Source organism: Kitasatospora sp. NPDC004614, assembly GCF_042873675.1.
In the GTDB taxonomy this organism is placed as follows: Bacteria; Actinomycetota; Actinomycetes; order Streptomycetales; family Streptomycetaceae; genus Kitasatospora.
Genome location: NZ_JBIALR010000001.1, coordinates 1,191,134 through 1,215,814, shown reverse-complemented (window position 1 = coordinate 1,215,814; position 24,681 = coordinate 1,191,134). Strand labels below are relative to the sequence as shown.

9 protein-coding genes and 1 riboswitch are annotated in these 24,681 nt (G+C 69.3%); all 9 genes read right to left on the bottom strand.

The window, feature by feature from the left end; translation table 11 throughout:
• Nucleotides 1–150: 150 nt before the first annotated feature.
• The 9 genes from ACFYST_RS05270 to ACFYST_RS05230 all read right to left on the bottom strand — a co-directional run bounded on the left by ACFYST_RS05270 (nucleotide 151) and on the right by ACFYST_RS05230 (nucleotide 24,381).
• Nucleotides 151–2,268 (bottom strand): AIPR family protein, encoded by a 2,118-nt coding sequence (locus tag ACFYST_RS05270; protein WP_387860033.1) that lies wholly within the window; start codon nucleotides 2,266–2,268, stop codon nucleotides 151–153.
• A gap of 136 nt (nucleotides 2,269–2,404) precedes the next feature.
• A complete protein-coding gene (locus ACFYST_RS05265; protein ID WP_387860030.1) occupies nucleotides 2,405–3,967 on the bottom strand; it encodes an N-6 DNA methylase in 1,563 nt (520 codons plus the stop codon).
• Entirely contained in the window at nucleotides 3,964–5,199 is a 1,236-nt protein-coding gene (locus tag ACFYST_RS05260; protein ID WP_387860027.1) for a restriction endonuclease subunit S, read from the bottom strand. The genes ACFYST_RS05265 and ACFYST_RS05260 overlap by 4 nt, the downstream gene beginning before the upstream one ends.
• Nucleotides 5,196–8,816 (bottom strand): DEAD/DEAH box helicase family protein, encoded by a 3,621-nt coding sequence (locus tag ACFYST_RS05255; RefSeq protein ID WP_387860024.1) that lies wholly within the window; start codon nucleotides 8,814–8,816, stop codon nucleotides 5,196–5,198. The genes ACFYST_RS05260 and ACFYST_RS05255 overlap by 4 nt, the downstream gene beginning before the upstream one ends.
• A gap of 387 nt (nucleotides 8,817–9,203) precedes the next feature.
• Nucleotides 9,204–17,192, bottom strand: a complete 7,989-nt coding sequence (locus tag ACFYST_RS05250; protein WP_387860021.1) for a MupA/Atu3671 family FMN-dependent luciferase-like monooxygenase — start codon at nucleotides 17,190–17,192, stop codon at nucleotides 9,204–9,206.
• Complete coding sequence (locus tag ACFYST_RS05245) at nucleotides 17,189–20,509, bottom strand: type I polyketide synthase (RefSeq protein WP_387860019.1); 3,321 nt, start codon at nucleotides 20,507–20,509, stop codon at nucleotides 17,189–17,191. The genes ACFYST_RS05250 and ACFYST_RS05245 overlap by 4 nt, the downstream gene beginning before the upstream one ends.
• Entirely contained in the window at nucleotides 20,506–21,792 is a 1,287-nt protein-coding gene (locus ACFYST_RS05240; RefSeq protein WP_387860017.1) for an MFS transporter, read from the bottom strand. The genes ACFYST_RS05245 and ACFYST_RS05240 overlap by 4 nt, the downstream gene beginning before the upstream one ends.
• Nucleotides 21,793–21,980: 188 nt before the next feature.
• Complete coding sequence (locus ACFYST_RS05235; protein WP_387860014.1) at nucleotides 21,981–23,705, bottom strand: putative Ig domain-containing protein; 1,725 nt, start codon at nucleotides 23,703–23,705, stop codon at nucleotides 21,981–21,983.
• Nucleotides 23,706–23,943: 238 nt separating this feature from the next.
• Complete coding sequence (locus tag ACFYST_RS05230; RefSeq protein WP_387860011.1) at nucleotides 23,944–24,381, bottom strand: acyl-CoA thioesterase; 438 nt, start codon at nucleotides 24,379–24,381, stop codon at nucleotides 23,944–23,946.
• A 66-nt stretch (nucleotides 24,382–24,447) separates the two neighbouring features.
• Nucleotides 24,448–24,592: riboswitch (cobalamin riboswitch) on the bottom strand.
• Nucleotides 24,593–24,681 lie beyond the last annotated feature (89 nt).

The following is a 24,681-nucleotide window of genomic DNA, read 5'->3' as shown; positions in this document are numbered from 1 at the left end:
CGACCCGCCACGACCGGGCCGGCCCGGCGTCGTCCTGGTCGGACCGACCAAGACCACCCCGACTCGCCAAAAATCAACCTAAATCACCGGTATTGGTACTAGATCGATAGAGAGTGCGGCCCTGTCTTCGACTGAACGGGACAGATGCCGTCAGTTTCCGCTGTCGAGGTCCTCACCGCTTTCGGCATCAAGGATCTCCTCAGCGAGGCCCACCAGGCTCCGAGCGTCGGCTCGGAACCAGCGCGCGGTCCCCTGATTGGATACTGGCCGCTCATCCCAGCCCGCCTCCCACCACATCTTGGAGACCAACCCCGACGGGGAGTACCGCTGCTGGTCGTAGGCCCACAGGATCGGCTTGGTGCGGTGGTTGACCCAGGTCGCTTGGCCACGGCGCACATCCTCGGCCATCCACGCTTCCAAAGCCGCTCGCTCAGGCTCGGTATACGCCACAAAATCAAGCGGCGTACCGTCCTTAAGCACGCGTCGGTCCACCAACAGCGGCACGGTGTTCTGGCGACGCTGCTTACGTTCTTTGACCGGAGGCTCGGGGAGCGCAATGCCCTGCGCCAGTTCAGCCAGGATTTGCTCGGCAAGGCGGCGACAAGACTCAGTGTTCTGGCAGGCCGTGCGAACCTGGGCCCGCTCGCCGAACATCGTGCGGATGGCATGGGCCAGCCGCCTCAGGAGTTCAGGCACAAGGGCCGGGACCTTGTCGAGGATCTCACTGTCCCAGTCGAAGTCAACATCGTCGATACTCGCTGCGTCCAGGTGTCGGAGTACCAGGTGCGTGATGAGGAAGGCGCCATGCTCGGCAACTGCGGCCTCGCGCCCGTCTAGGCCACCACCGAGCTCGTAAACCGCACTGCGGGCCGTACGTAGCGTCTCGACCGAACGCCATACTTTCTGCGGCGAGGGCTCGCGACCGAACAGCAAGGTATGGCTCCCGGTGTCGCCCTGCTCCCAGAGGTTCTCCGTGGAGCTCGCGACTCGGGCGACCTGCTCGGCATCCTCATGCAGGCAGGCAAGCGCCAAGGCGAGTTCGTCCAGTGAGCAGCCGGTCTCGGGGGCAGGAACGGGCTCGCCACGCTTGATGACGTACTGCTTGCGCAGCTCAGCGCGTAGGTTCGCTTTGATCGACTGGTGCACGGGCTCAAGGGCGATATGGTCGCGCGCCTCAATGGCGTTCTGCCGGTTGGCTGCCTGCGAAACACGCACTCCAAGACTCTTGTCGCCCTGCGTGTTGATGACCTTGATGCTGACGGTAGCGTTGGCCGCGGTTTCACCATCCTCATGCATAGCCCGGGCGATCGCCATTACGGTCTGGGCGCCATTGACGATGCTCGCCCCGGACACTGCGAGGGTGGTTGGCCGGCTCCGCGGTGCCTTGGCACTCTCGTGCTTCGCCTTGAGCGAGTCACAGATCATCGTGATGCCATTGTTGAAGTACCAGAAGCTGGTGGGCTGGGAGGTCAGCGTGGTGCCGATCTCCACGTTAGCGACGGTGCTTCCGAGCGGCGCTCGCAGGTTCTGCTCGAACAGGGCGGAACCGTGCTGCTCATACCAGTCGGCGACGGTCTCAACTGAGACCGTGCCCTGGTAGGCCTCAAGGTCACCCTTCTGCTGGTACCAGTCGTCCAGGCGGACGTCCAGGCAAATCGGCTCCGGCCGAAGATCGGCGTGGACCTGGGCGTGGAAGTCTCGTGCCAGCAGGACCTCAACCGTCATCCGATCCCCGTACTTGTTGAACTCCTCCAAGGCGTTTTTCAGAACGTCCCAAGCCGGTTGGTCGGGCGCGGCCGTGCCCATCAGCGCGATGACCAGCTTGGTCTCCCCATCGATCAAGAGCGGCCTGGACTGCTCGGCCAGTGTCTTCGCACGCTCGTTGAACTGCGAGTAGAGCTCATTCTCGATCCGGTTGAGGCCATCGACCATGGCCTTGGCCGCGTCCACGTCGAACGTGGCCTTCCCCCCGTCGCTCCATTTGGCCTGCACCAGCAACAACTGCCCGGACTGGGGCATCGGCGCGATCGCATCTAGCCCCTGGTCCGCGATGCCGTCAGTGACGAAGCGAGCCGCCTCGGTCGCCGTGCACTTGGCGAGCCGTCGCACCGTGAGAGCCGCGAGGGCGCGGGATAGGAAGCGCTGCTCATAGTTTCCGCCCCCAAAGTGTGCGATGTCGTTGTCGTCTATCACTCCGTGATAGGTCTCCCACAGCTGCTCACGCACCTGGCGGACCTGCTGGGGCATGTCGGCTGCAGAAACGGTCAAGGCCAGTGTCCTCCCTCGAAACAAACCGACGAAGGACCAATCAGGGCTGCGCGGCTCTCTTCCCCGCCTGAGCAGACCCGAACGGTCCCGCGTCCTGATCGAAGGAATAATAGCCCGCTAGTTCTATTTCTGGGACTCAGTAAAGTGCTTCCCCGGGCATTTCCGCGACGTCGCCCGCAAACTCATCAGGGGAGAGGCCGAGGGCCTCACCAATGGCCTGGAACTCCGCGAGCGCCGACTGAAGGTCGCTGATGATCTCCTGGACCAGCACCTCGGGCTCAGGCAGGCTGTCAACCTCCGCAAGGGAGTCGTCCTTGAGGAAGGTCAGGTCGAGGTTGACCCCGTCACGGGCAATCAGCTCCGCATAGTCGTAGACCTTGAACCGCTCGGACTCCACCCGCTCCTTACGCGACTTGCCCGCCAGGTAACAGGAAACGAAGTCGTCGAGGTGCTCACGGCGCAACGGATTGCGCTTCTGCGTGACGTGAACGTTGGTGCGCAGGTCGTAGACCCACAGCTGCGTCGTCGCCGGCGCGCCATCCGGCTTGGGCTTGCGCTTGTCGAAGAACAGCACGTTGGCCTTGACCCCGCCAGCGTAAAAGATACCCGTGGGCAAGCGCAGCATCGTATGCACGTCGCAGGTCTGCAGCAGCTGGGTGCGGATCCGGCTTCCGGCCCCACCCTCGAACAGCACGTTGTCCGGCAGGACGACAGCGGCGCGGCCGTTTGTCTTGAGAACGGTAAAGATGTGCTGAAGGAAGTTCAGCTGCTTGTTCGTGGTGGCGGTCCACAGGTCCTGGCGGGACTCGCTGTAGTTCGCGCCGCTGATCGTGCCCACCCCGAAGGGCGGGTTGGCCAGGACGATGTCGTAGTGCTTGGCCGGAGTCTTGGCCAGCGAGTCGCGCACGTCAATAAGCGACTCGCCGTTGGGCAAGCCAACGTTGTGCAGCAGCATATTCATAAGGGCCAGCCGAGCAGTGTCACGCACCAGCTCCACGCCCTCGATGTCGCCGCTGCGCAGCTTGGTCCATTGCTCAGCTGACATCGAAGAGCCGTGGTGCCGCTCGATGTAGTCAGCCGCGGCAATAAGGAAGCCGCCCGTACCGCAAGCTGGATCCGTGATTTTCTCGCCGGGCTTGGGCCGCACACACTCGACCATCGCGTCGATCACAGGGCGAGGCGTGAAGTACTGGCCAGCGCCTGTCTTGCGATCCTCCGCGCCCCATTTGAGCAAGCCCTCGTAGGCGTCACCCTTGACGTCCGTGTTGGTCATCGACCACTGGTGCTTGTCCAACACGTCGCGTACCAGGCGATCCAGAGCTGCGGGCTCGGCGATCTTCGACCGCGCACCCTCGAAGATCGCGCCGAACATACCCGGCATCCCCGCCAGGCCGTTAAGAATCTCCGTGTAACGATCCATCATCGCGGTGCCGCGCAACGCGACCAGGCTCGCCCAATCGTAGCCGTCATCGCGAATGACGAGTTTGTTGATTCGCCGCGTCTTGCGCTCCTGGACCATTTTCAGGAACAGCAGATAGCTAAGCTGCTCAACGTACTCCAGAACCGAGACACCTGAGTGCCGCAGAAGCTCGCAGTTGTCTGTCAGCAGCTTGACCAGCGCCTGCGCATCCTCTATCGGCTGCGGCGCAGCAGGAAAGGGAATGGCAGCTTGCGTATTCGAAATGGAGGTGGTACTCACGACGGAATCTCTTCCTGGAAGGACGGCGTGGATGCCTGTGGTGCGAGGCGACCGGAGAACGCAGCGGCCAGGAGCGAACGGCGCAGGGCAGCGGCCTTATGCTCAACGGCTTCAAGGGCGACCCCAAGAGCTCGAAGATGACTTGCCGCGGTCTCGATCTCCTCGACGATGCGGGCCTGAACATCTAGCGGCGCCACTGGAAAGAGTATCGACTTCACCCGGGATTTATTCAACGCTGGCTGGTTCCCACCCGAGGCGATTCTCCGACTCGTCTCGTACTGAGAAAACAGGTACCAATAGGCATACTCGGGCAGGTATCCGGCTTGACTGACACGGATGGCAGCACTGTTCTGATTATGCGCAGCCGGGATATCCAGAATTGCAACCTGGCCACGTGTCTTCCCTTCGCCAATCATGGCCATGAGGACAGTTCCTGCCGGATGAAGCCGCTTTGCGGGATTCCCGAGAGCATTAGCAGAGATCGTCTCCTTCGTGGAAGTAATCCGACCAAAAGCGACCTCACCGCTTGATACCCAGGGGATATTTCCCTGCCAGAAGTCTGGACGCGCCCGGCTGGGTGTAGCGCCAACCGACACTTCGAAGAGATCGCCGATCGGGTGACGCTCTGTCAGGCCGGCGAACTTTTGATTGGCCAGTGCAGTAATCCCAAGGGCGGCGCGGCGCCGGTTGGTGCGAATAGCCACGAGGGCCGCGTCCAGTCGAGACAATTGCTCATCGAGGGCGGCGGCAATGCGACGCTGCTCACTCAGATCAGGAAATAGGATCTCTGTCTCACCAAACGCTCTAGCCGAAATCTCTTTGAACGTGGTGCCGCTGGCTCGACGCTCAATCGATGGCGTGACGTGAATGAGATACCAGTACAAATATTTTGAATCAAGGACTGGTGACGGAAGTGCACTCTTGCAGCCTTGGCTCGTAGCGAGGGGCCCGCCTGCAATCGCCGTATAGCCAATGGGAGCCCTCGAGCTGTAGACTACGGAACCCGCTGGAATAAGTCGCGCCGAACAGGAATCGTAGCCCGCCTGACTGAGACCTCGTCGACCTCTGAACAATACCTGTGACCGATCCTCCGCCATATCGGCGGGAGTGATCCAGGCGACGTCCTCTCCCCAGTAGGCCGCTACGGAGGTCTTAGGGGTCCCTCCGGAGACGATCTCGCAGACGCTTGCCAACGCCGCCCGCGTCCACCCCGCAGGCAATTCCGCACTCACGCAGCAAGCTCCCGGTTCAGTTCGTCCAGATACCGTACGGCGGCCTCTTCGCTACCGAAGTCGCGGATGTACCCATCAGCTCCGCCGTGCCCGGCGAGCTCCCCGACGTCGAAGACGGCCTCGTCGAAGCGTACATCCCGGGCGACTGTGTCCACGATGCGGTCGAGCCACCAGCGCTGCGTTTCGTTGAAGCGGACGCCAGCCTGTTCCTGACGCAGAAGCCAGGCCGCGTAGCGTTCGAGCACGTTCTCGGCGAATCCACGCACCTCGCCGGCGGGTTCGCCGAGCTCGTACCGGATGAGCGAAATGAGGTCAGCTGCGTTGCGGGTCCTGTCAGTCCGGCTGCCGCCGTCCTTGGCAATGCCGACGCGTTCGTAGGCATCCCAGAGCCTGGCTGGGGTCCAATTGCGCGGCGGGCGGGCGAGGCTGTTGGCGATGTCCCGCAACCTCGCTCGTACCTCTACAGGGGACCGGTCCATGTCCTGATAGGCAAGCTGAAAGACAGCGATCTCGTCCGCGTGCTCGCGTAGGTAAGCACGGAAGTCACGCACGGTCGCCTTGCACTCGTCCTCCGTCGCAACAACAGGCGCGGCATGCAGCAGAGTGTCGCCGCTGACCTCGTCGATCAGCACGTCCGCAGACCTTCGCAGTTCCAAAATCTTGGCCCGTAGCTCTGGGTTAGCGGCCAGCGGACGCACTGATGCGCGGGCGAGGTCGTAGACGGCCTTTTCGGGGCTGGCTCCACTTGCCGATGCATGAGCCTTGGCCTCCTCCTGGAGATCGACGCTGACCGCGTCGACCATCGCACGCGTGATCTCGGTGAGCGGCTTGCCCGCCGCGCGCTCGAGCTCTTCGCGCTCCTCGAGACCAAGTTGTTGGTGGAGCTTGGCCAGCCGGGCCGCAAGGGTGGAGACTTCGTCGGGGGTGATGGTGTTGTTGCCTACCGCACGCAGCAGCTTCTCCAAGGACTTGCGCTCCTTGGGGTCCTTATCGAGCGGAGCCGCATCCAGCATCGAGTGCTCGGTGACCCCAATGGCGTCGACGAGCACGAAGCGGGTCTTGGCTGCGGTGTCCGGGCTGACCTGCTGCAGGTCAGTCGAGGAGATGGTGCGAGTGCCACGGCCCTTGAATTGCTGGAAGGTAGACCAGGTCTTGATATCGCGCAGGAACAGGAGGCACTCGAGGGGCTTGACGTCGGTGCCGGTGGAGATCATGTCAACGGTCACCGCAATGCGTAGGCGCGCGCCGGTGCGAAATTCATTGATCAGATTACCAGCCTTCTTGGCCTTGTAGGTGATCTTCTGGCAGAACTCCGGCCCCTGGTTGAATTCCTGCTGCACGATTGCGACGATCTTCTCAGCGTGCTCATCGTCGCGCGCGAAGATCAATGTCTTAGGGACCATGCGTTGCTCGACCGGGACCTTGGCCCGCTCAGGGAAGATATCGGTGTACAAGCGCTCCTTGAAGGTTCTGATCACCAAGCGAATCTGATCAAGGCTCAACACAACGGAGCCGACCTGGGATCCCTGGTAGGTGAAGTCTTCTTCTAGCTCCTCGAACTTCTCCCGCCGCGTGCGCCGGTCGACCTTAGGTACCGTAGTACCCGCTTCGATCGTCGCGCCCTGCTCGGTGATCTCAGTGCGGATACGGTAGACCTCGAAGGGGACATTAACCCCGTCGGCCACCGCCTGCTCCTCAGTGTATTGGGAAACCAGGTTTCGCTCGAAGAAGCCCATCGTTTGCGCGACCGGAGTGGCCGTCAAGCCCACCAGGTGCGCGTCGAAGTATTCCAGGACCTGCCGCCACTTTCCGTAGATAGAGCGGTGGCACTCGTCGATGACGATCAGATCGAAGGTTTCAGGGGGAATACCCGGGTTGTACTGCACCTCGATGGGGCCGGCTGACTCAAAGTCCTCATGTTGCTCGGCATCGTCCTCCACGCTGGGGAGGGGGCGACCGGCCAGTGCCATCCACAGGCGCTGCACGGTGGAGACCACGACAAGGGTCGAGTCACGCATTTCCTCGCCGGTAGCCAGGCGCTGCACGTTGTACTCGGCCGGGAAGTAACGGCTGGTACCAGGAATCTTGTAGTTGTCGAACTCTCCCTTGGCTTGAGCACCCAGGCTGTTGCGATCCACCAGGAAGAGGATCTTTCGGGCCTGAGCGTGCTTGGCCAGACGGTAGCAAAAGGTCGCTGCTGTATAGGTCTTGCCTGCGCCCGTCGCCATCTGGATCAGGGAACGGGTACGGCCAGTCCAGTGCGAGCGCTCCAGACGCTCTACTGCCTCACGCTGAGCCGGGCGCAAGCTGATCTCGTCAAGCGGCGGCATGCGACGGCGCATCCGGGCTCGGAAGGTGGGGGCCGACGGGTCGTCGTCGGCCTGGCGCATCCAAAGGGCCAGGGTCTCGGGGCGATGGAACCAGAACACCCGTCGAGAACGCGATTCTGGGTCGAGCGTGTTCCGGAACAGGGTCCTACCGCCATCGCTGGCATAGCGGAATGGCAGCTGCCCACTCCGCCAGCAGGCCAGCTGCTGCTCAGCCTTAAGCTCGTCCACGTAGCGCGCCGCCTGCTGTTCGGCCGCAAGCAAGTCATCGCCCTCGCGCTTGGCCTCGATGACCCCTACGAGCTGGCCATCCACGTACAGCAGGTAGTCGGCGCGCCCACGACGCAGCGTCATTTCCCGCACGGCGACGCCTTGAGCTACATATAGGTTCAGCGATCGGCTGGAGTTGTCCTGCACCGACCAGCCAGCCTTGCGCAACATGCGGTCCAGTTCCTCACGGACCTGAGCCTCGTTTAGCGGCTCGCACGCTGCCTCCCGCGCACGGCCGAGCAGCGCGTCACGCGCCGCGGTGCCAGCGATCTGCGCAGGGCGCTGTGACAGAGCCTCTGACACAGGCTGGGCAGCGGCTTCCTTAAGGTCCGCCAGCAGGGTCTGGAGTCTGGCACGCTCGGCTTGTGCCGCGACTAGGGCCGCTTCGGCCGCCTGCCGCGCGCTGAGCTGTGCTTCCGCCTCGCTGACGGCATCCCGGTAGGTCAGTTTGGTCTGCGCGAGCGCCTCACGGACCTTCGAGTACTCAGCGTTGAGCCGCTCGTGCTCCGCTCGCTCGCCCGCGCTGAGCTCCAGGGGGACTCTCGGCTGGGCTGGCGGCACCCAGGCGCGCTGCTCACGGGAACCGGTCAGCAGCCGGTCAAACCAGACGCCGAGCGCAAAGCAAGTCTTAACGGCCTGAAACGCCGCCACCTGCTCGGCGAAGCCCTTGTGTACCGCATCGTTGCCGAGGCTGCGAATCTGATCGAAAGCGGGATGGACGTTTCCGTGCAGGACACCAGCTCGATCCAGAGCATGCAGTCGGTCCACCTGCCGATCACCTTGCGGCTGCAAGCGGAAGCGGCGGACCAAATCCCCGGCCAGGGCCTCACCGAACTGTCTGGCCTTCACCATTGCCGAGTTCGGGTCTCTGAACACGACGCTCTCGGCACCAGCGCCGTAAAGCACGAGCAGATCGAGGTGCGGGAGGAGGAACCCGAAATTAGCCGAAGCTGCCGCCAAGCGCCCTATCCGGTCACGCTGCGCGCCCTGCCCACTCGCCACTCGATTGACGGCAACCAACCGCGCCTACTCCACTCCGCATACACATCGTCATCCTCAGACACCCCAGCTTGACAGATGTCTCCATGATCGTGCTAGTTCGCTCCAGGCGACAGCCCGGCTTCAGCGCAGTCGTGACCAGCCAGCGGCCTCGCCAACGACGCCCGGCTGGAACTCTGGGACTGCGTGTCTGGTGCCACCAACCAACACTGAACTATCAGCAACAACTGACAACAATCCAGTGACCCGGGGTCTGGCCGCGTTCGGCCAACCCGGCAAGACTCCGCATGTCATGCCAGCTCCAGCACCCCCGCCGCCCGGACCGCCGTCGGCCCATGGTCTGTCCCCCCTCGGACACCGAATGAAAAGACCCCCAGGTTCTCCTGGGGGTCTTTTCATTCGGTGGGGCTAGCTGCCTTCGGGGGTGTCGGTCAGGGCCTGGGTGACGAGGTTGTCCAGGAGGGTGGTGTAGCGGGCGGTCCAGGTGGTGATGGTTTCGGGATTCCAGAGGTCGGTCGTGTACTCGAGGTAGCCGGCGAGGGCGTCGCCGGCCGGGACGAGGCCGAGGTTGAATTCGCCGCGGGCGGCCGGGACCATCAGGTCCTCGACCTGGATGGTGAGGCCGGGGAGGTCGATGTCGGTTTCCAGGGAGTTCTGGTACTGGAAGCCGTGGGCGAGCCGGTCGGGGACGTTCGGGTAGCCGCGTTCGCGGAGCAGGGGGCCGGAGCGGGAGAGCGGCATCAGGTGTTCCAGGGCCTCGTGGGCGGAGCGGGCGGTCGCGCGGACCTGGTCGGCGAACGGGGTCGAGGTGTCGGTGCGCAGGCGCAGCAGCAGTGAGGAGACGGTGCAGGCGAGCAGTGTTTCGTCCTCGCGGCGCGGGCGGTTGGCGTAGGCGACCTGGAGGAGGTTGTCGGCGCGGCCGTTGAGGGTTTCCATGAAGCGGCCCAGGGCGGTGACGGTGACGGCGAACGGGGTGGTGCCCAGTCGCTTGGCCAACTCCTCGATGCGGCCTCGTGCTTCGGGTGACACGGTGAACTGTGCCACCTGGCCCTGGCCGCTGAGCTGCTCGGGTCGCGGGTGGTCCAGCGGGAAGTCGTGGGTGAACGTGGCGTCCTTCAACTGGCGTTCCCAGTAGGCGATGTCGTCCTCGCGGTCGGCCTCGTCGAGGCTCCGCTCGTAGCGGGCGTAGTCGGTCTGCTGGGTCGCCGGCGGCAGGCTGTGCGGCTCGCCGGTCAGGGCGGCCCGGTAGAGGGTCTCGAGGTCCTTGAACAGGACGCTGACGCCCCAGCCGTCGCACATCGAGTGGTGCATGACGAACACCAGCGCCCAGGACTCCTCGCCGGTGCGCACCAGCCGGACGGCCGGACGGACGCCCGCTTCGAGGTCGAACGGGTGCCTGGCGGCCTCGGTGCTGATCCGGGACAGCTCGGCCTCGCGTTCGCTCTCCGGCAGACCGCGCAGGTCCTCCACGGGGGGCTCGACCGGGACGGCGGGCAGGACGTCCTGCCACCATTCCCCGGTCCGGTCGTCGCGGACGCACCTGGTGCGCAGCGACTCGTGGCGCTCGATCAGGCCGGTGAGGGCGGCGTGGAGGGCGGCGACGTCCAGCGGGCCGGTGATGAGGAGCCGCATCGCGACGTTGAACACCTCGGGCACGGGGAGCTTGCCGATGCGGTCCGCGAACCTCCCCTGGGTGGCGGTGAGAGGGGGGCGGTCGGGCGAGGCGGCCGGAGCGGAGGCTTCGTCCGCCGACGGGCGGGACGCGTCGACGAAGGCGGCCATCGCCTCCGGGGTCGGCTGCTGGAAGAGGCGGGTCACCGGCACGTCGACCTGGAGTGCCTCGCGCACCCGGTTCACCAGCCGGATCGCGGTGATCGAGTGCCCGCCCAGCTCGAAGAACGACGTCTGCGGGTCGACCGCGGTCGCGTCGATGCCGAACTCGGCCGCCCACAGCCGGCGCACCCGCTGGAGGGTCGGCGACGGGGCGGGGGCCGGTGCGGGCGCCGTCGGCGGGGCGGGCGCCGTCGGGACGGTGATGTCCGGCTCGGGCAGGGCGGAACGGTCCAGCTTGCCGATGCCGTTGAGCGGCAGCGCCGGGAGGACCGCCCAGGCCCGCGGCACCAGGTAGTCCGGCACCCGGCGTGCGAGCGCCCCGGCGGCCAGGGTCGCGAAGGCCGTGCGCTGTGCGGCGGCCGTCGCGTCGTCGCCGCCCAGTGGTTCGGCCGGGACGAGGTAGCCGACCAGGTGGGCGTCCCCGCGGGCGTCGCGGCGGGCGAGGACGGCGGCTTCCCGCACGCCCCACACCTGACGCAACTGCTCGGTCGCCTCGCCCGGTTCGACCCGGAACCCGCGGATCTTCACCTGGTCGTCGGCGCGCCCGCAGAACTCCAGCTCCCCGGTGGCGGGGTTGCGCCGCACCAGGTCGCCGGTGCGGTACATCGGGCCCTCGGGGTCGGGCAGGAACCGTGCGGCGGTCTCGTCCGGCCGGTCCAGGTAGCCGTGCGCGACTCCGGCTCCGGCGACGTACAGCTCGCCGGGCGTCCCGTCGGGCACCGGCCTGCCGTCGGCGTCCACCAGCCGGATCCGGACGTTGTCGACGGGCAGGCCGATCGGGATCGGGCCGGCCTGGGCGCCCTTGGGGGCGACGGTCGCCACCGTGCACAGGATGGTGGCCTCCGTCGGCCCGTACACGTTGGTGACCCGGTACGCCGCCGACGCGTGCGGCCGCACCCTCAGCACGTCGCCGCCGACGGCGAGATGGCGCAGCGGCGGCTGGCGGCGTTCGTCGAGGCCGAGCAGCGACTCGGCGAAGGCCGTGGTGAGGAAGGCGAAGGTGATGCCGTGCACGGTGTACCAACGGGCCAGCGCCAGCGGGTCCTTGCGGGTCTCGGCATCGGCGACGACGAGCGTGGCGCCCGCCGTCAGGGTCGGCCAGATCTCCATCAGCGAGCCGTCGAAGCTGACGCTGGACACCAGGGCCGTGCGGTCCTCGGACGTCGTCGCGAAGTGCTGGTGGTGCCACTGGCAGAACGACACCAGGCTGCTGTGCGGGACGGCGACGCCCTTGGGCCGGCCGGTCGTTCCCGAGGTGTGCAGCGCGTAGCACAGCGAGGAGGACGTCGCCGGGTCGTCGGCCGCGGCGGGGGCGGTGCCGGGGTCGTTTACGTCAAGCACGGTGACGTCGAGCACGGTGACGTCGGCGGGCAGGTCGAGGGCGGCCACCGCGTCGCCTGTGGTCAGCAGCAGCGGCGAGGCGCAGTCGGCCAGCACGGCCTTGGCGCGGGCGAGCCCGAGGTCCGGGTCGATGGGCGCGAAGCCGTGGCCGGCCTTGAGGACGGCGAGCAGCGCGACGATCAGCTCGGGCGAGCGGTTCAGCCACACCGGGACCGGCCGGTGCACGCCGGGCACCGGCGCGCCGATCCGGTCCCGGACGACGGCGGCGAGCCGGGTCGCCCGGCGCTCCAACTCGCCGTACGTCAGGACGGTTTCGCCGTCCACGACGGCCGGGCGCCCCGGGTGGCGGGCCGCCTGCCGGGCGATCCAGGCGTGCACGGTCGTGTCGGGCACCTCGCGCACCGGGCCGCGGAGCCAGCCGTCGGCGGTGCTCGCGCCCAACTGCGAAAGCGGCGTCGAAGCGTCGGCCACGGCCTGCGTCAGGATGCCGGAGAACGCCGTGAACCAGCCGTCGATCGTGGCGAGGTCGAACAGGTCGGTGTTGAACTCCAGGTGGCAGCGGATGCCCTCCGACGGGCCGCCGTCGGTGAAGTACACGCACAGGTCGGCGAGGGACTTGTCGGCCCCGGCGTCCAGCGCGGTGGCCCGCACGCCGGGCAGGTCGAGGCGGAACGGCTCGTCCCGCTCGAACTCGGCGAGCACCTGGAAGACCGGTGTGCGGTCGGTGGCGCGGCTCGGCGCCAGCTCCCTCACGACCGACTCGAACGGCACGTCGGCGTGGTCGTAGGCGTCCAGCGCGGTGCGCCGCACCCGGTCGAGCAGGGTGCCGAAGTCGGGGTCGCCGGACAGATCGACGCGCAGCGCCAGGGTGTTGATGAAGAAGCCGACCAGGTCCTCCGAGCCCTCGGGGCGGTCGGAGATCGGCGTGCCGATCACCACGTCCTGGTCCCCGGTGAGGCGGTGCAGCAGCGCCGCGTAGCCCGCGACCAGCGTCATGAACAGGGTGGCCCGCCGGCCCCGGCTCAACGCCCGCAGCCCGTCGGAGAGTTCGGGCGTCAGGGCGCGGAAGACGGCCTTGCCCTCGGAGCTCATCACCGCCGGGCGGGGACGGTCCGTGGGCAGGTCCAGCACCGGCAGGTCGCCGCCGAGGGTCTCCCGCCAGTACGCGAGGTCCGCCGACGCCCCGGGGCTCCGGGCGGCATCCCGCTGCGCACGGGCGTGGTCGGTGTACGACCAGGTGAGTGCGGGCAGCTCGCCGTCCGGGACGGTCCGGCCGGCCGTCTCGGCCCGGTAGAAGGCGGAGAGGTCGCGGGTCATCACGGCCGCCGACGCCGCGTCCACCACGATGTGGTGGAGCGACAGCACCAGGACGTGCCGCTGCTCGGCGAGCTTCACCAGCCGGGTGACGAAGAGGGGCCCGTTCGCGAGGTCGAAGCGGCGGGCGCTCTCCGCGTCGAGCACGTCCTGGACGGCGGCGTGCGCGTCGGCCCCCGCCGGGGTCTCGGCCGAGCGGTCGATCACCTCGAAGTCCGGCTCGTGCGGCGGCAGCACCACCTGCACGGGCTCGCCCGAGCCGGCGTCGCGGAAGACGGTCCGCAGGCTCTCGTGACGGGCCACGAGCGCACGCACGGCGGACCGGAGCGCGGGGACGTCCAGCGGGCCGTCCAGGAGCAGGGCCTTGGACTCGTTGTAGGCGGTGCGGCCCGGCAGGATCTGCTCCTGCATCCAGATGCGCTGCTGGCCGAAGGAGAGCGGGTGCTGCTGCTGCGCTTCGGGTGCCGGGGTGTCGGTGGTGCGGGGCGGTGCTGCGACGGCCAGCACGGGCTGCGCGGCGGCCAGCACGGGCTGCGCGGCGGTGGGCCGGGCGTAGGAGCGGCGCAGCGAGTCGAGGTGGGGCAGCCCGGCCCGCAGGGTGGCCGCCGGGACGCCGAAGTCCACCAGCGCGACGATCTCGTCGACGCCGGCCGCCCTGACGGCGTCCACGACGGGCCGCACGCTGTCGGCCGTGCCGATCAGTGCCCGGTCGTCGCAGTACCGCCGGTAGGCGCGTTCGAACAGCACGTCCTGGTCGTCCTGGCTCAGCGACGACATGTCGACCTTGTACCCGAGGCTGTTCGCCACCCCGCCGAACAGCGAGAGCGAGGCCCGCATGTACCGCGAGAGCGGCTCGAACGCCGCCTCGCGCGCCTGGTCGTGGTCGGCGCCGAGCAGGGTGTGCAGCAGGATGGCGACCCGCCCGGTGGCCGGGTCGAGGCCGTGGGCGGCGCGGGCACGGCGGTAGAGGGCGATGTTCTCGCGCAGCTGGTCGATGCTCTGCGACATCAGGTTGGTGACGATGCCGAGGTCGTGGCGGGCCGCCGACTCGTAGGAGGCCGGGTTGCCGACGACCGCCGTGAACATTGGCGGCATGTCCTGGACCGGCTGCGGGAACAGCCGCAGCTCGGTCTCGCTCCCGTCCCCGACGGTGCGGGTGAGGGCCTCGCCGCGCCACAGCTTCCGGACCTCGGCGAGCTGGTCGAACATCGACTCCCGGTGACGGCCGAACCGTTCCGGGAAGAAGACGAAGTCGTTGGCGTTCCAGCCGCTCGCGCAGCCGATGCCGATCCGTCCGCCGGAGAGGTTGTCCACCATCGACCACTCCTCGGCGACCCGGATCGGGTCGTGGAGCGGCAGGACGACCGAGCCCGCGTTGATGCGGACGCGTTCCGTCTCCCGGGCGAGAGCCGCCCCGAGCACGGCGGGGTTGGGGAACAGGCCGCCGAAGGAGTGGAAGTGCCGTTCGGGCATCCAGAGGGAGTGGAAACCGTGGGTGTCGGCGTACCGGGCGGTCTCCAGGATCATGGCGTACTTGTCCAGGCGGGGGGCGTCCTCCTGGGGGTAGTCGCCGAAGAAGTAGATGCTGAAGTCGGGGCCGGGACCGGCGGTGCGGGGCTGGACGGACACCGGGACGGTGGCCGGGGCCGGGACGGTGGCCGGGGCCGGGACGGTGGCCGGGGCCGGGACGGTGGCCGGGGCCGGGACGGTGGCCGGGGCCGGGACGGTGGCCGAGGCCGGGACGGTGGCCGGGGCCAGAGCGGGGGCCGGGGCGGGGGCCGGGACCGTGGCGGGGGCCAGAGCGGCGGCCGGGACCGGGACGGTGGCGGCGGCCGGGACGGTGGCCGGGGCCAGAGCGGCGGCCGGGACCGGGACGGTGGCGGCGGCCGGGACGGGGACCGGGGCCAGAGCAGCGGCCGGGACCGTGGCGGCGGCCGGGACCGTGGCGGCGGCCGGGACGGTGGCCGGGGCCTGGGTGCGGTCGCGGGCCGGACCGGAGAGGGGCATCGGCGCGACCGGTGCCGGTGCCTGCGGCGCGACGGGCGCCTGGGCCACCGGAGCGGGGACGACCGGCACGGCGACCGGCACGGCAGCCGGCACGGCGACCGGCACGGCGACCGGCACGGCGACCGGCACGGCGACCGGCACGGCAGCCGGCACGGCGGCGACCGACGCGGCAGCCGGCGCGGCAGCGACCGACGCGGCAGCCGGCGCGGCAGCGACCGACGCGGCAGCCGGCGCGGCAGCGACCGGCACGGCAGCCGGCACGGCGGCGACCGACGCGGCAGCCGGCACGGCGGCCGGCCGGGTCAGCAGGCGGGCGCCTGGGAAGAACCCGGCGTCGCGCAGCTCGCGCAGCGAGCCCTGCACGGCGTCCGTGACGACGGCGAGGTCCTCGTCCGTGTGCGCGGTGGACAGGAAGAAGTTCCGCCACTCCCAGACGAACACCCCGCGCAGCAGCAGGTGGTGGTAGAGCAGTTCCATGTCGGCGCGGTGCTCGAAGCGGAACATCGAGCCGAAGTGGGCGAGCCGCAGCGGGAATTCCTCGGCCTCGAAGAAGCCGTTGAGCCCGGCCGCGAACCGGTCCGTCCGGTCGTTGAGGCGCTGCTGGAGCGACGGCCCCTGCGTCTTGAGGTGGGTGAGGACGGCGCGGGCGGCGACCATCGACACCGGGTGCTGGATGTAGGTGCCGCCGAAGAAGGTCGTCTCGCCGGGCGGGTAGCTGGCGTCCCCGTAGCTCCAGTAGCCGCCGTCGACACCGTCCATGATGTCGGCCCGTCCGGCGATCGCGCCGATCGGGAAGCCGCCGCCGAGCAGCTTTCCGTAGGTGGCGAGGTCCGGTGTCACCCCGTACAGCTCCTGCGCGCCGCGCAGCGCCGGGCGGAAGCCGGTCAGCATTTCGTCGAACATGAGGATGATGCCGTGGCGCTGCGTGAGTTCGCGCAACTCCCGGACGAACTCGACCGGTTGCAGGGACGGGTGGCGGCTCTGCACCGGTTCGATGATGCAGGCGGCGATGAACGGCGCTTGCTCTTCGATGACGCGCAGCGACGCCGGGTCGCCGTAGTCGAGGACGAGCAGGTCGGCGACCGCGCTGTCCGGGATGCCGATCGACACGGGCGCGGTCGCGTGCTCCTCGCCCGTCCCCGCCGCGCGGCCGAGGACGTTGTCCGCGTGCCCGTGGTACGAACCGTGGAACGTCACGATCTTCCGGCGTCCGGTGGCGGCGCGGGCGAGCCGGATCGCGGCCGAGTTGGCCTCCGTTCCGGAGTTGGCGAACGCCACCCGCTCCATGCCGGTGATCTCGGCGAGCAGCTCGGCCGCCTCGCCCGTCTCGGCGTTGCGCGGCCCCAACTGCACACCGCGAGACAGGTGTTCGCGTACGGCCTCGCGGACGAACGGCGGCTCGTGGCCGAACATCAGCACACCGAAGCCCATGGTGATGTCGGTGTAGCCGTTGCCGTCGATGTCGGTGATCGACACGCCGGAAGCGCCGCGCGCCGCGATCGGGTACAGCATCTCCTTGGTGCTGGAGCGGAAGCCGACCACGGCCCGGCTGTCGGCCAGCACCCGGCGGTGGCGCTGCGCCAGCTCCTTCGACGTCGGCGTCTTCGCGGTGTACCGGCGGACGAGCTCGTCCAGGTGCCGCTTGCGGCTCTCCGGCCCGGTGCCGCTGGCCATGCCGGAGGCGCGGTCGACGGCGACCCGCGGGCCGTGCATCTTCGGTGCGGCGCCGGACGGCACGGGCGCGGTCGGCTCGGACGGCGCGGCGGCGGTCAGGGATGCGGTCGGGGCTGCGCCGGCCAGCTGCTCGGCGATCCGTCGCGAGAGTTCCGCCATCGCGGAGAGGTCGCTGTCGGCCGCGGCGGTGACGGCCGCGATGCCGTCCTGGTGCTGCCGGGCGCTCATCGGCCACCGGCCGGGGTGGACGCGCCGCCGGGCAGGGAGGCGAGCTGACGGGTCACCAGTTCGGAGAGCTGCGTCATCATCTGGAGCTGGATCTGGGTGAGTTGCTGGATCTGGCGGGCCAGGTCTTCGATCTCCTGACGTGTCGCGTACATCGGGGCGGCGGGCTGAACCGCGGGGGCGACCTGCGTGGGGACGACCGGCGCAGGAGCGGGGACGGGGACGGGCGCGGGGGCAGGAGCGGCGGGCGCGGGGGCAGGAGCGGCGGGCGCGGGGGCAGGAGCGGGGGCAGGAGCGGCGGGCGCAGCAGGGGCGGGTGCCGGGGCGCCCGGGATCCGGCCCACGATCAGCTCGGCCAGCAGCCGAGGCGTGCCGGCCTCCTCGAACAGCTCGCGCATGGCGATCTTGACCTGGTGTTCCTGCTCGATGAGCCGCAGCATGTGGATCAGCTGCAACGAGTCGGCGCCCAGGTCGAAGAACGAGGTGTCGTCGTTCACCGCCCCGGGTTCCGCCCCCAGCTGACCGACCGTCACTTCGACGATGTGACGGCACACGTCGTCGGCGGTGATCGTGCCTGCGTTGCTCAGTTCCACTGCGTCCTCGTCTTCCGTTGGTTCACCGAATGCGCTGATCGCCGGTTCGGGGCCTGTCCAGTAGTGCCGGCGCTGGAAGCGGTAGGCGGGCAGCGGGGTGCGGCCGCCGCCGGTGCCTTCCAGCAGGTGGTGCCAGTCCACGGGCGCGCCCGCGCAGTGCAGGGCGGCGGCTGCGGACCACAGGGGGTCGGTGCCCGCGCCGCGGCGCATCGCCGAGGCCACGGTGGCGGTGGGCAGGGCGCGTCGGGCCAGGCCACCGAGGGTGTGGTGCGGGCCGATGTCGAGCAGCACGGGATCGCCCGCCCCGAGCGTCGCGAGTACGGCGTCGAACCGCACCTCTTCCCGGGTGTGCCGCAGGAAGTAGTCCGCGTCCGGTACCCAGCCCGCAGGGCGGAGCTTGCCGTCCAGCCCGCTCACGAAGGGGATGGTCAGCGGTCGGAAGTCGATGCCTTCCAGGACCGTGCGGAACGCTCCGAGCGCCGGTTCGGTCAGCGCGGTGTGGAAGGCGCGGTCGACCGGGAGCCGCTCGCCGGGGATGCCGCGTTCGGCGAGCAGCGCGAGAAGCTTCTCGGCCGCTTCGACCGGTCCGCCCAGGACGTGCGAGCGTTCGCCGTTGGCGACGGCGATCTCGAGTCCGGGGATCTCGGCGGCCAGTTGTTCGGCGGTGGTCCGGTCGGCGGCGACGGCGACCATCGCGCCGGGCGGGCAGCCTTGCATGAGCCGGCCGCGTTCGGCGGTGAGCCGCAGGCCGTCCGCCACGGTGAGTGCCCCGGCGGCGGCGAGCGCCGCGTACTCGCCGGCGCTGTGACCGGCGACGATCGCGGGCCGTACGCCGGCCCGGTCCCACATCCGGGTGAGTGCCGCCTGGAGGGCGAACAGTGCGGGCTGCGCGGTGCCGGTCGGCCAGGTCTGGTGCTCGGCGGTTTCGGTGCCGGTGCGGAACGCGTCCAGCAGCGGTGTGCCGTACTCCCGGCGGTACTGGGCCTCGCAGGCGTCGAGGACGTCCGCGACCTCCCGGAACCTGCCGTCGTGGGCGGCGGCCATGCCTCGGGAGGGGCTGCCCTGGCCCGCGAACAGGAAGCCGACGGGGGTCGCGCCCTCGCGCGGGGCGAGGCCGGTCCACACCGGACCGCGCCCGCCGCCCGCGGGGGCCGGGCCGGTCAGCCAGCGGTCGAGCGCGGCGGCGAGTGCCGCGGGGCTGTCGCCGCGCACGGCGAGCCGGTGCCGTCCGTGGGTGCGGCCGAGGGCGGCGGTGGTGACCAGGTCGGGCAGTGCGGGGTCCGGGTGCCGGCGCAGGTGGGTGCGGAGGGCGCGGGCGTTCGCGGTGAGCGCCTGCGGGTCGCGTCCGGAGACCAGCAGGACGCCGGGCGTGGGGTGGGCGTCGTCCGCCGGCCGGAGGGACGCGGGCGGCGGCTCCTCCAGCAGGACGTGGGCGTTGGTGCCGCCCATGCCCAGCGAGGTGACCCCGGCCCGGCGCGGGCGGCCGTCCTGCTGCCACGGCCGGGCTTCGCGGGGGATGTAGAAGGGGCTGGTGTCGAGGTCGAGCGCCGGGTTGGGGTGCTCGAAGTTGGCCATCGGCGGGATCACCCCGTGCTGTACCGCGAGCATCGCCTTGATCAGGCCCACCAGGCCCGAAGCGACGTCCAGGTGGCCGATGTTGGCCTTGGTCGACCCGAGTGCGCAGTAGCCGGTGCGGTCGGTGTCGACGCGGTACGCCGCGGTGGCGCCGTCGAACTCGATCGGGTCGCCCTTGAGCGTGCCGGTGCCGTGGGTCTCCAGCAGGCCGATCTCGTCCGCGCCGACCCCGGCCGTCTCCAACGCCCGCCGGATCGCGCCCTGTTGGCCGACCGCGCTGGGCGCGCTGAAGGTGTGTTTGGCGGCGCCGTCGTTGTTGACGCCCCAGCCGCTGATGACGCCGTGGACGGTGTCCCGGTCGGCGACGGCCCGGTCGAGCCGCTTGAGGACGATCGCGGCCACGGCGTTGCCGCCGACCGTGCCGTCCGCCGACCCGTCGAACGCCCGCACCCGGCCCGTCCTCGACAGGATCGAGCCCTTGACGTACTCGTAGCCCAGCACCTGCGGCGTGTGCACGGCCGTGGCCCCGACCAGCGCGATGTCGGTCTCGCCGTCCAGCACCGCCTGCGCGGCGGTCTTCACCGCGACGAGCGAACTGGAGCACCCCGTCTGGATGTTGACGGACGGGCCGGTCAGGTCCAGCCGGAAGGAGGTGCGGGTGGCGGTGAAGTCGGGAGAGTTGCCGATCACCACCTGCAGGCGGGAGAGCCAGTCGTCCGCGAGCGCTCCCTGGAACACGTTGTTGAGCAGGTAGGTCTGCATCGGATACAGCTGGTACCCGGTGCTGGCCCAGACACCGATGCGCGCACCCGGGCGCTCCTGCGGGTAGCCGGCGTTCTCGAGTGCGTGGTAGGCGACTTCGAGGAACAGGCGGTGCTGCGGATCGGTGTAGGAGGCCTCTCGGCCGCTCATGCCGAAGAACGGTGCGTCGAAATGCGAGATGTCGTCCAGGACGGCGCTGGCGCCCACGAAATCCGGTGCCCGGTACTTCTCGGGCGGGATTCCGGCGGCGGCGAGTTCTTCTTCCGTGAAATGCCGGACGCGGTCCTCGCCTTCGCGTATCAGCCGCCAGAAGTCGTCTGCGGTGTTGGCGCCGGGAAGGCGGAGCGCGAGCCCGATGACGGCGACCCGGCGGTCGTCGGGAGCGGTCATGTCCGTCCTCCTTCGGACGCGGGGACCCGGTCGTCGACCGCTTCCTCCGGCTTCCGCTCACGCGCCGGGGTGGCCCGTCCCGCGACCGCGCCGCGCACCAGCAGCAGCAGGAACCCGACGCAGAGCAGGATCGCCAGCCCGTGCAGGCCGCCCACCACCTGCAGCGGCGAGAAGTGCTCCAGTAATGCGCCGCTGAGGATCATGCCGAGGCCGAAGCCCAGGTTCTCCACCGACGCCGACAGGCCGAACAGCCGGGCCCGCTGCGCGTCCGGGGTGGTCTGGAGCCGCGAGACGTAGGCGACCTCGGTCAGGCCGTCCGCCATGCCCGCCACCAGGGACACCACGACCGCGAGGGCGGTCGGCAGCCCGCTGAAGACGAGGATGAACGCGGCCGACATCACGCAGGCGCCCAGCGCGAAGATCCGCTCGCCCGGGCTGCGGCCCGTACGGGAGGTCCAGCGGGACAGGATCTGCTGCATGGCGATGTTGCCGATCGCCCAGGTCGCCCAGAACTGGCCGATGAACGCGGCCGGATGGGCGTGGTCGAGCGCGTCGGAGTAGATCGGCAGGGCCACGTTGTGGGACGAGGAGCCCAGGCCGTCCACCGCCCGGACCAGGACCATCACGGCCACCACGGGCATCGACCGCAGCAGCACCAGCGTGGCCCACCGTCCGCCGCCGCCCGCCGGCTCGGCCTTCGTGGCGGCCGGGGTCTCCTTCTCCCGCGCGGCCTCGGTCCGGATCGGCAGCGACAGCAGCACGCTCGCCGAGACGACGAACGACAGCGCGTCGAAGGCGAAGGCCCAGCGGTAGCCGAGGTGGGAGACGATGATGCCCGCGGAGCCGAACCCGGCCACCATCGCGAGCGAACGGCCGGTCGCCAGAAGGCTGTTGGCCCTGGTCCGCAGTTCCGCCCCGACGATCTCGGGCACCGCGCTGCGCAGCGACACCCCCGACACCGTCGAGCAGGCGCCGGCGATGACGGCCAGCCCGAACAGCAGCGCGACCCGGGCGCCCGACGGCGCCAGCAGCAGCAGGACCAGCGCGGCGGCCTGGGTGAGATCCGCCCCCACCATGAGCCGCTTGCGCGGAATCCGCGACGCGAGAGCGCCCGCGACGACCCCGGACGCCACGCTCGTCAGCAGCCGCACCGCCATGTACAGACCGGCCGTCAGCGCGCTGCCCGTCAGGTGGTAGACGAAGACGTTGAGCGCCACCATGTTCAGATAACTGCCGTACGCGGAAACCGCGTTGCCCGCGACGAGTAAGCGGAAACGCTTCACCTCGGCCCACCCCCAAATCCGTGACATGGACGCGCCTGGTATGGATTGCCGCAGTCTAGGAAGGTGAAGATCCTCATGGCAAGACCTTCACAAAGCAGTTCGGATTTCGATGCCGAGGTAAGCGAACGGCAAAGCCCCGGACCGGATGGGGCTGCCCGGTCCGGGGCGATGAGGTCACTGACGGTGCGTCAGGAGACGTTCAGCGTGATGTCGTCGAGGACGAACGAGGTCTGCTTGGTGTAGTCCTCGGCTCCGGTGAACTTCAGCGTGACGCTCTGGCCGGCGTAGGCGGCGAGGTTGAAGGTGCGCTGCTGGTAGCCGGCGGCGGCGTTGACGTTGGAGTAGGTGGCCAGGGTAGTGCCGTTGGCCGTGACGGTGAGGGTGTCGAAGACGGTGGTCGGGGACGACGCGGTGTCGATGTGCAGCCAGAAGCTGAGGTTGTAGCTGCTGCAGCCGGTCGGCAGGGTGACGGTCTGGGCGAGGGTGTCGGTGTTGGCGGCGCCGTAGCCGTCCAGCCAGACGTCGTAGGTGCCGGAGTGGACGGGCTCGCTGGTGCTGCTGTTGATGGTGCTGGCGCCGCCGCTGTTGGTCTCGGTCCAGCCGGAGGTGCTGCCGGTCTCGAAGCCCGGGTTGGTGATCAGCTGGGCGGGGGTGCAGGTGGTGCCGCCGCTCGCGGCGACCGTCCAGGTGAAGGTGGCGGTGGCGGACGGCCCGGTGGAGTCGGTGGCGGTGACGGTCACCGCGCTGGTGCCGGCGGTGGTGGGCGTGCCGCTGATCAGGCCGGTGGCCGGGTTGACGGTCAGTCCGGCGGGCAGGCCGGTGGCCGCGTAGGACAGCGTGCCGCCGGCGGTGTCGGTGGCGGACAGCTGGAGGCTGGTCGCGGTGCCGACGGTGGCGGTGCGGGCGCCCGGGTTGGTCAGCGAGACCGAGCCGGTGTTGCCGCCGGAGCCGCCGCCCTGGGCGAGCCAGTCGGTGGCGTTGAGGGCGAGCGCGGCGTCGGTGCCGGCCGGGTCGTTCCACCCGTTGTAGAGGGTGTTGCCGGGCTGGCCGGTGCCGTCGTCGATCGGCGAGGAGTCGCCCCAGATCGCCACCCGGCCCTTGCCGAACGTCGAAGTGACGAACGCCGCACCGGTGTTGCCGCTGTAACCGGTGCGGTAGACCAGGCCCTTGACGTTCGGGTTGTCGGCGGGCTTCAGGGTGAAGGTGGTGCCGTTGCGGATGATCGAGCCGGTGACGGTCCCGAACGGCCCGTTGATCACCGGGTCGGTGGCGGAGGAGATCGCCCGCGGGTTGTCGGTGGTGATGTTCAGGAGGTCGACGGAGAAGCCGAACGGGTCGTTGTTGTTGACGCCGTTGCTGGTCAGCAGGTCGTTGATGATGGCCGGGGAGTCCCAGCCGTCGTTGTTGCGGTCGCTCTGGGTGTGGTCCGAGATCAGGAACAGGCCGCCGCCGTTCTGCACGAACGTCATCACGGCGGTCTTCTCGGCCGCGCTGAGGCGGATGTTGGGCTCGGGGATCACGAACTCGTCGAAGTTGGCGAGGTCGAGCGCGCCGCCGGTGCCGTAGGTGATGGTGTTGCCGGCGGGCAGCGTCTTCAGGCTGTAGTTGCCGGTCTTCTGCAGCGCCACGCCCCAGGCCGAGATGGCGCCGGTCCAGCTGGTCTCGCTGGTCGGGTTGGCGTTCTGCGCCAGCGGGTCGGGCTGGCTGGTGGAGATGATCCAGTCCGCGTTGCCCGCGGTCTCCGCCTTGGTGTTGTCGAACAGCACCCGCTTCGGGGTGCCGGTGGCGGCCGCGGCGGCGTTCTTGGGGGTGGCCGCGGTGGCGTGCTGCGGGACGGCGCTCGCGCCGGCGGCGACCACCAGTGCGGCGGCGGCGAGGGCCAGCGGGCGGGCGGCCTTCCACGTTCTGATCATCTGTCAATCTCCTAGGACCACAGGAACCATGGGGTGTGGTGCGGTGCGCTACGCGCGTAGGCGGGCACACGCTGCCATGGTGGGGTAATCGGAGCTTGAACGGAACATGTCGATCACGCGCCGTCCGCAATGGTGCGGTTTGTCCCTACGTGAGGGTGATCACCTTGCGGCGGCGACAACCATGAGCCCGGAACGCCAGGTGGGACGGCATTCCGGGCTCACGGACGGTGGCGCCGCGTCAGGCAGCCGCGGGTTCCAGCAGAGCCGGGACGGGACGCGGGTGGCTGTCGGCGTCGATGGCGACGAACGTGAGCCGACCGGTGGCGACCCGGGTGACCGGCCCCGTGGCGTTCCAGCGCTCGGCCGTGACGGTGACGTGGACGGTCATCGAGGTACGCCCCGCCCGCTCCAGCTCCGCGTGCGCGGTGAGCAGGTCACCGGCCCGGACCGGGGCCAGGAACGCCATGCTGTCCACGGCGGCGGTGACCGCCGGGCCTTCGGCGTGCCGGGCGGCGGCCGCGCCGGCGGCGTCGTCGATGAGCTTCATCACCACGCCGCCGTGGATGGTGCCGTAGAGGTTGGTGTCGTGCTCACTCATGATGTGCGCGAGCGTCACCTCGGACGCCTGTGCGGGCTTTGCGGCGGACACCACAGGTGCGACGGTCTGATCTGCCACGTCAACTCTCCTTCGCGAGTCACGGCTGGACGATCCGCGGCGCCGGTGGGCACCGCGGGCGGCGGCAGGTCTTCGGACTCGCGGGCATCTCCCCAGGAGGGCCTGTCTACTGGCCGTCGCTTCCCGGACCGGTCGGGCCCAGTGCATGTGACGGCGGTCGTTCCCGCTCACCGCTGCGAGGCAGTCCTGGACTCGCACCAGGTTCCCTCTTGCGACGCTCCAGCCCTGGCTCGGACGGGGGCGAACCGCTGCCCGACCAGCCTATATCCCCATCCGAGGTGCTCAGTCCGCCCTCCGGCC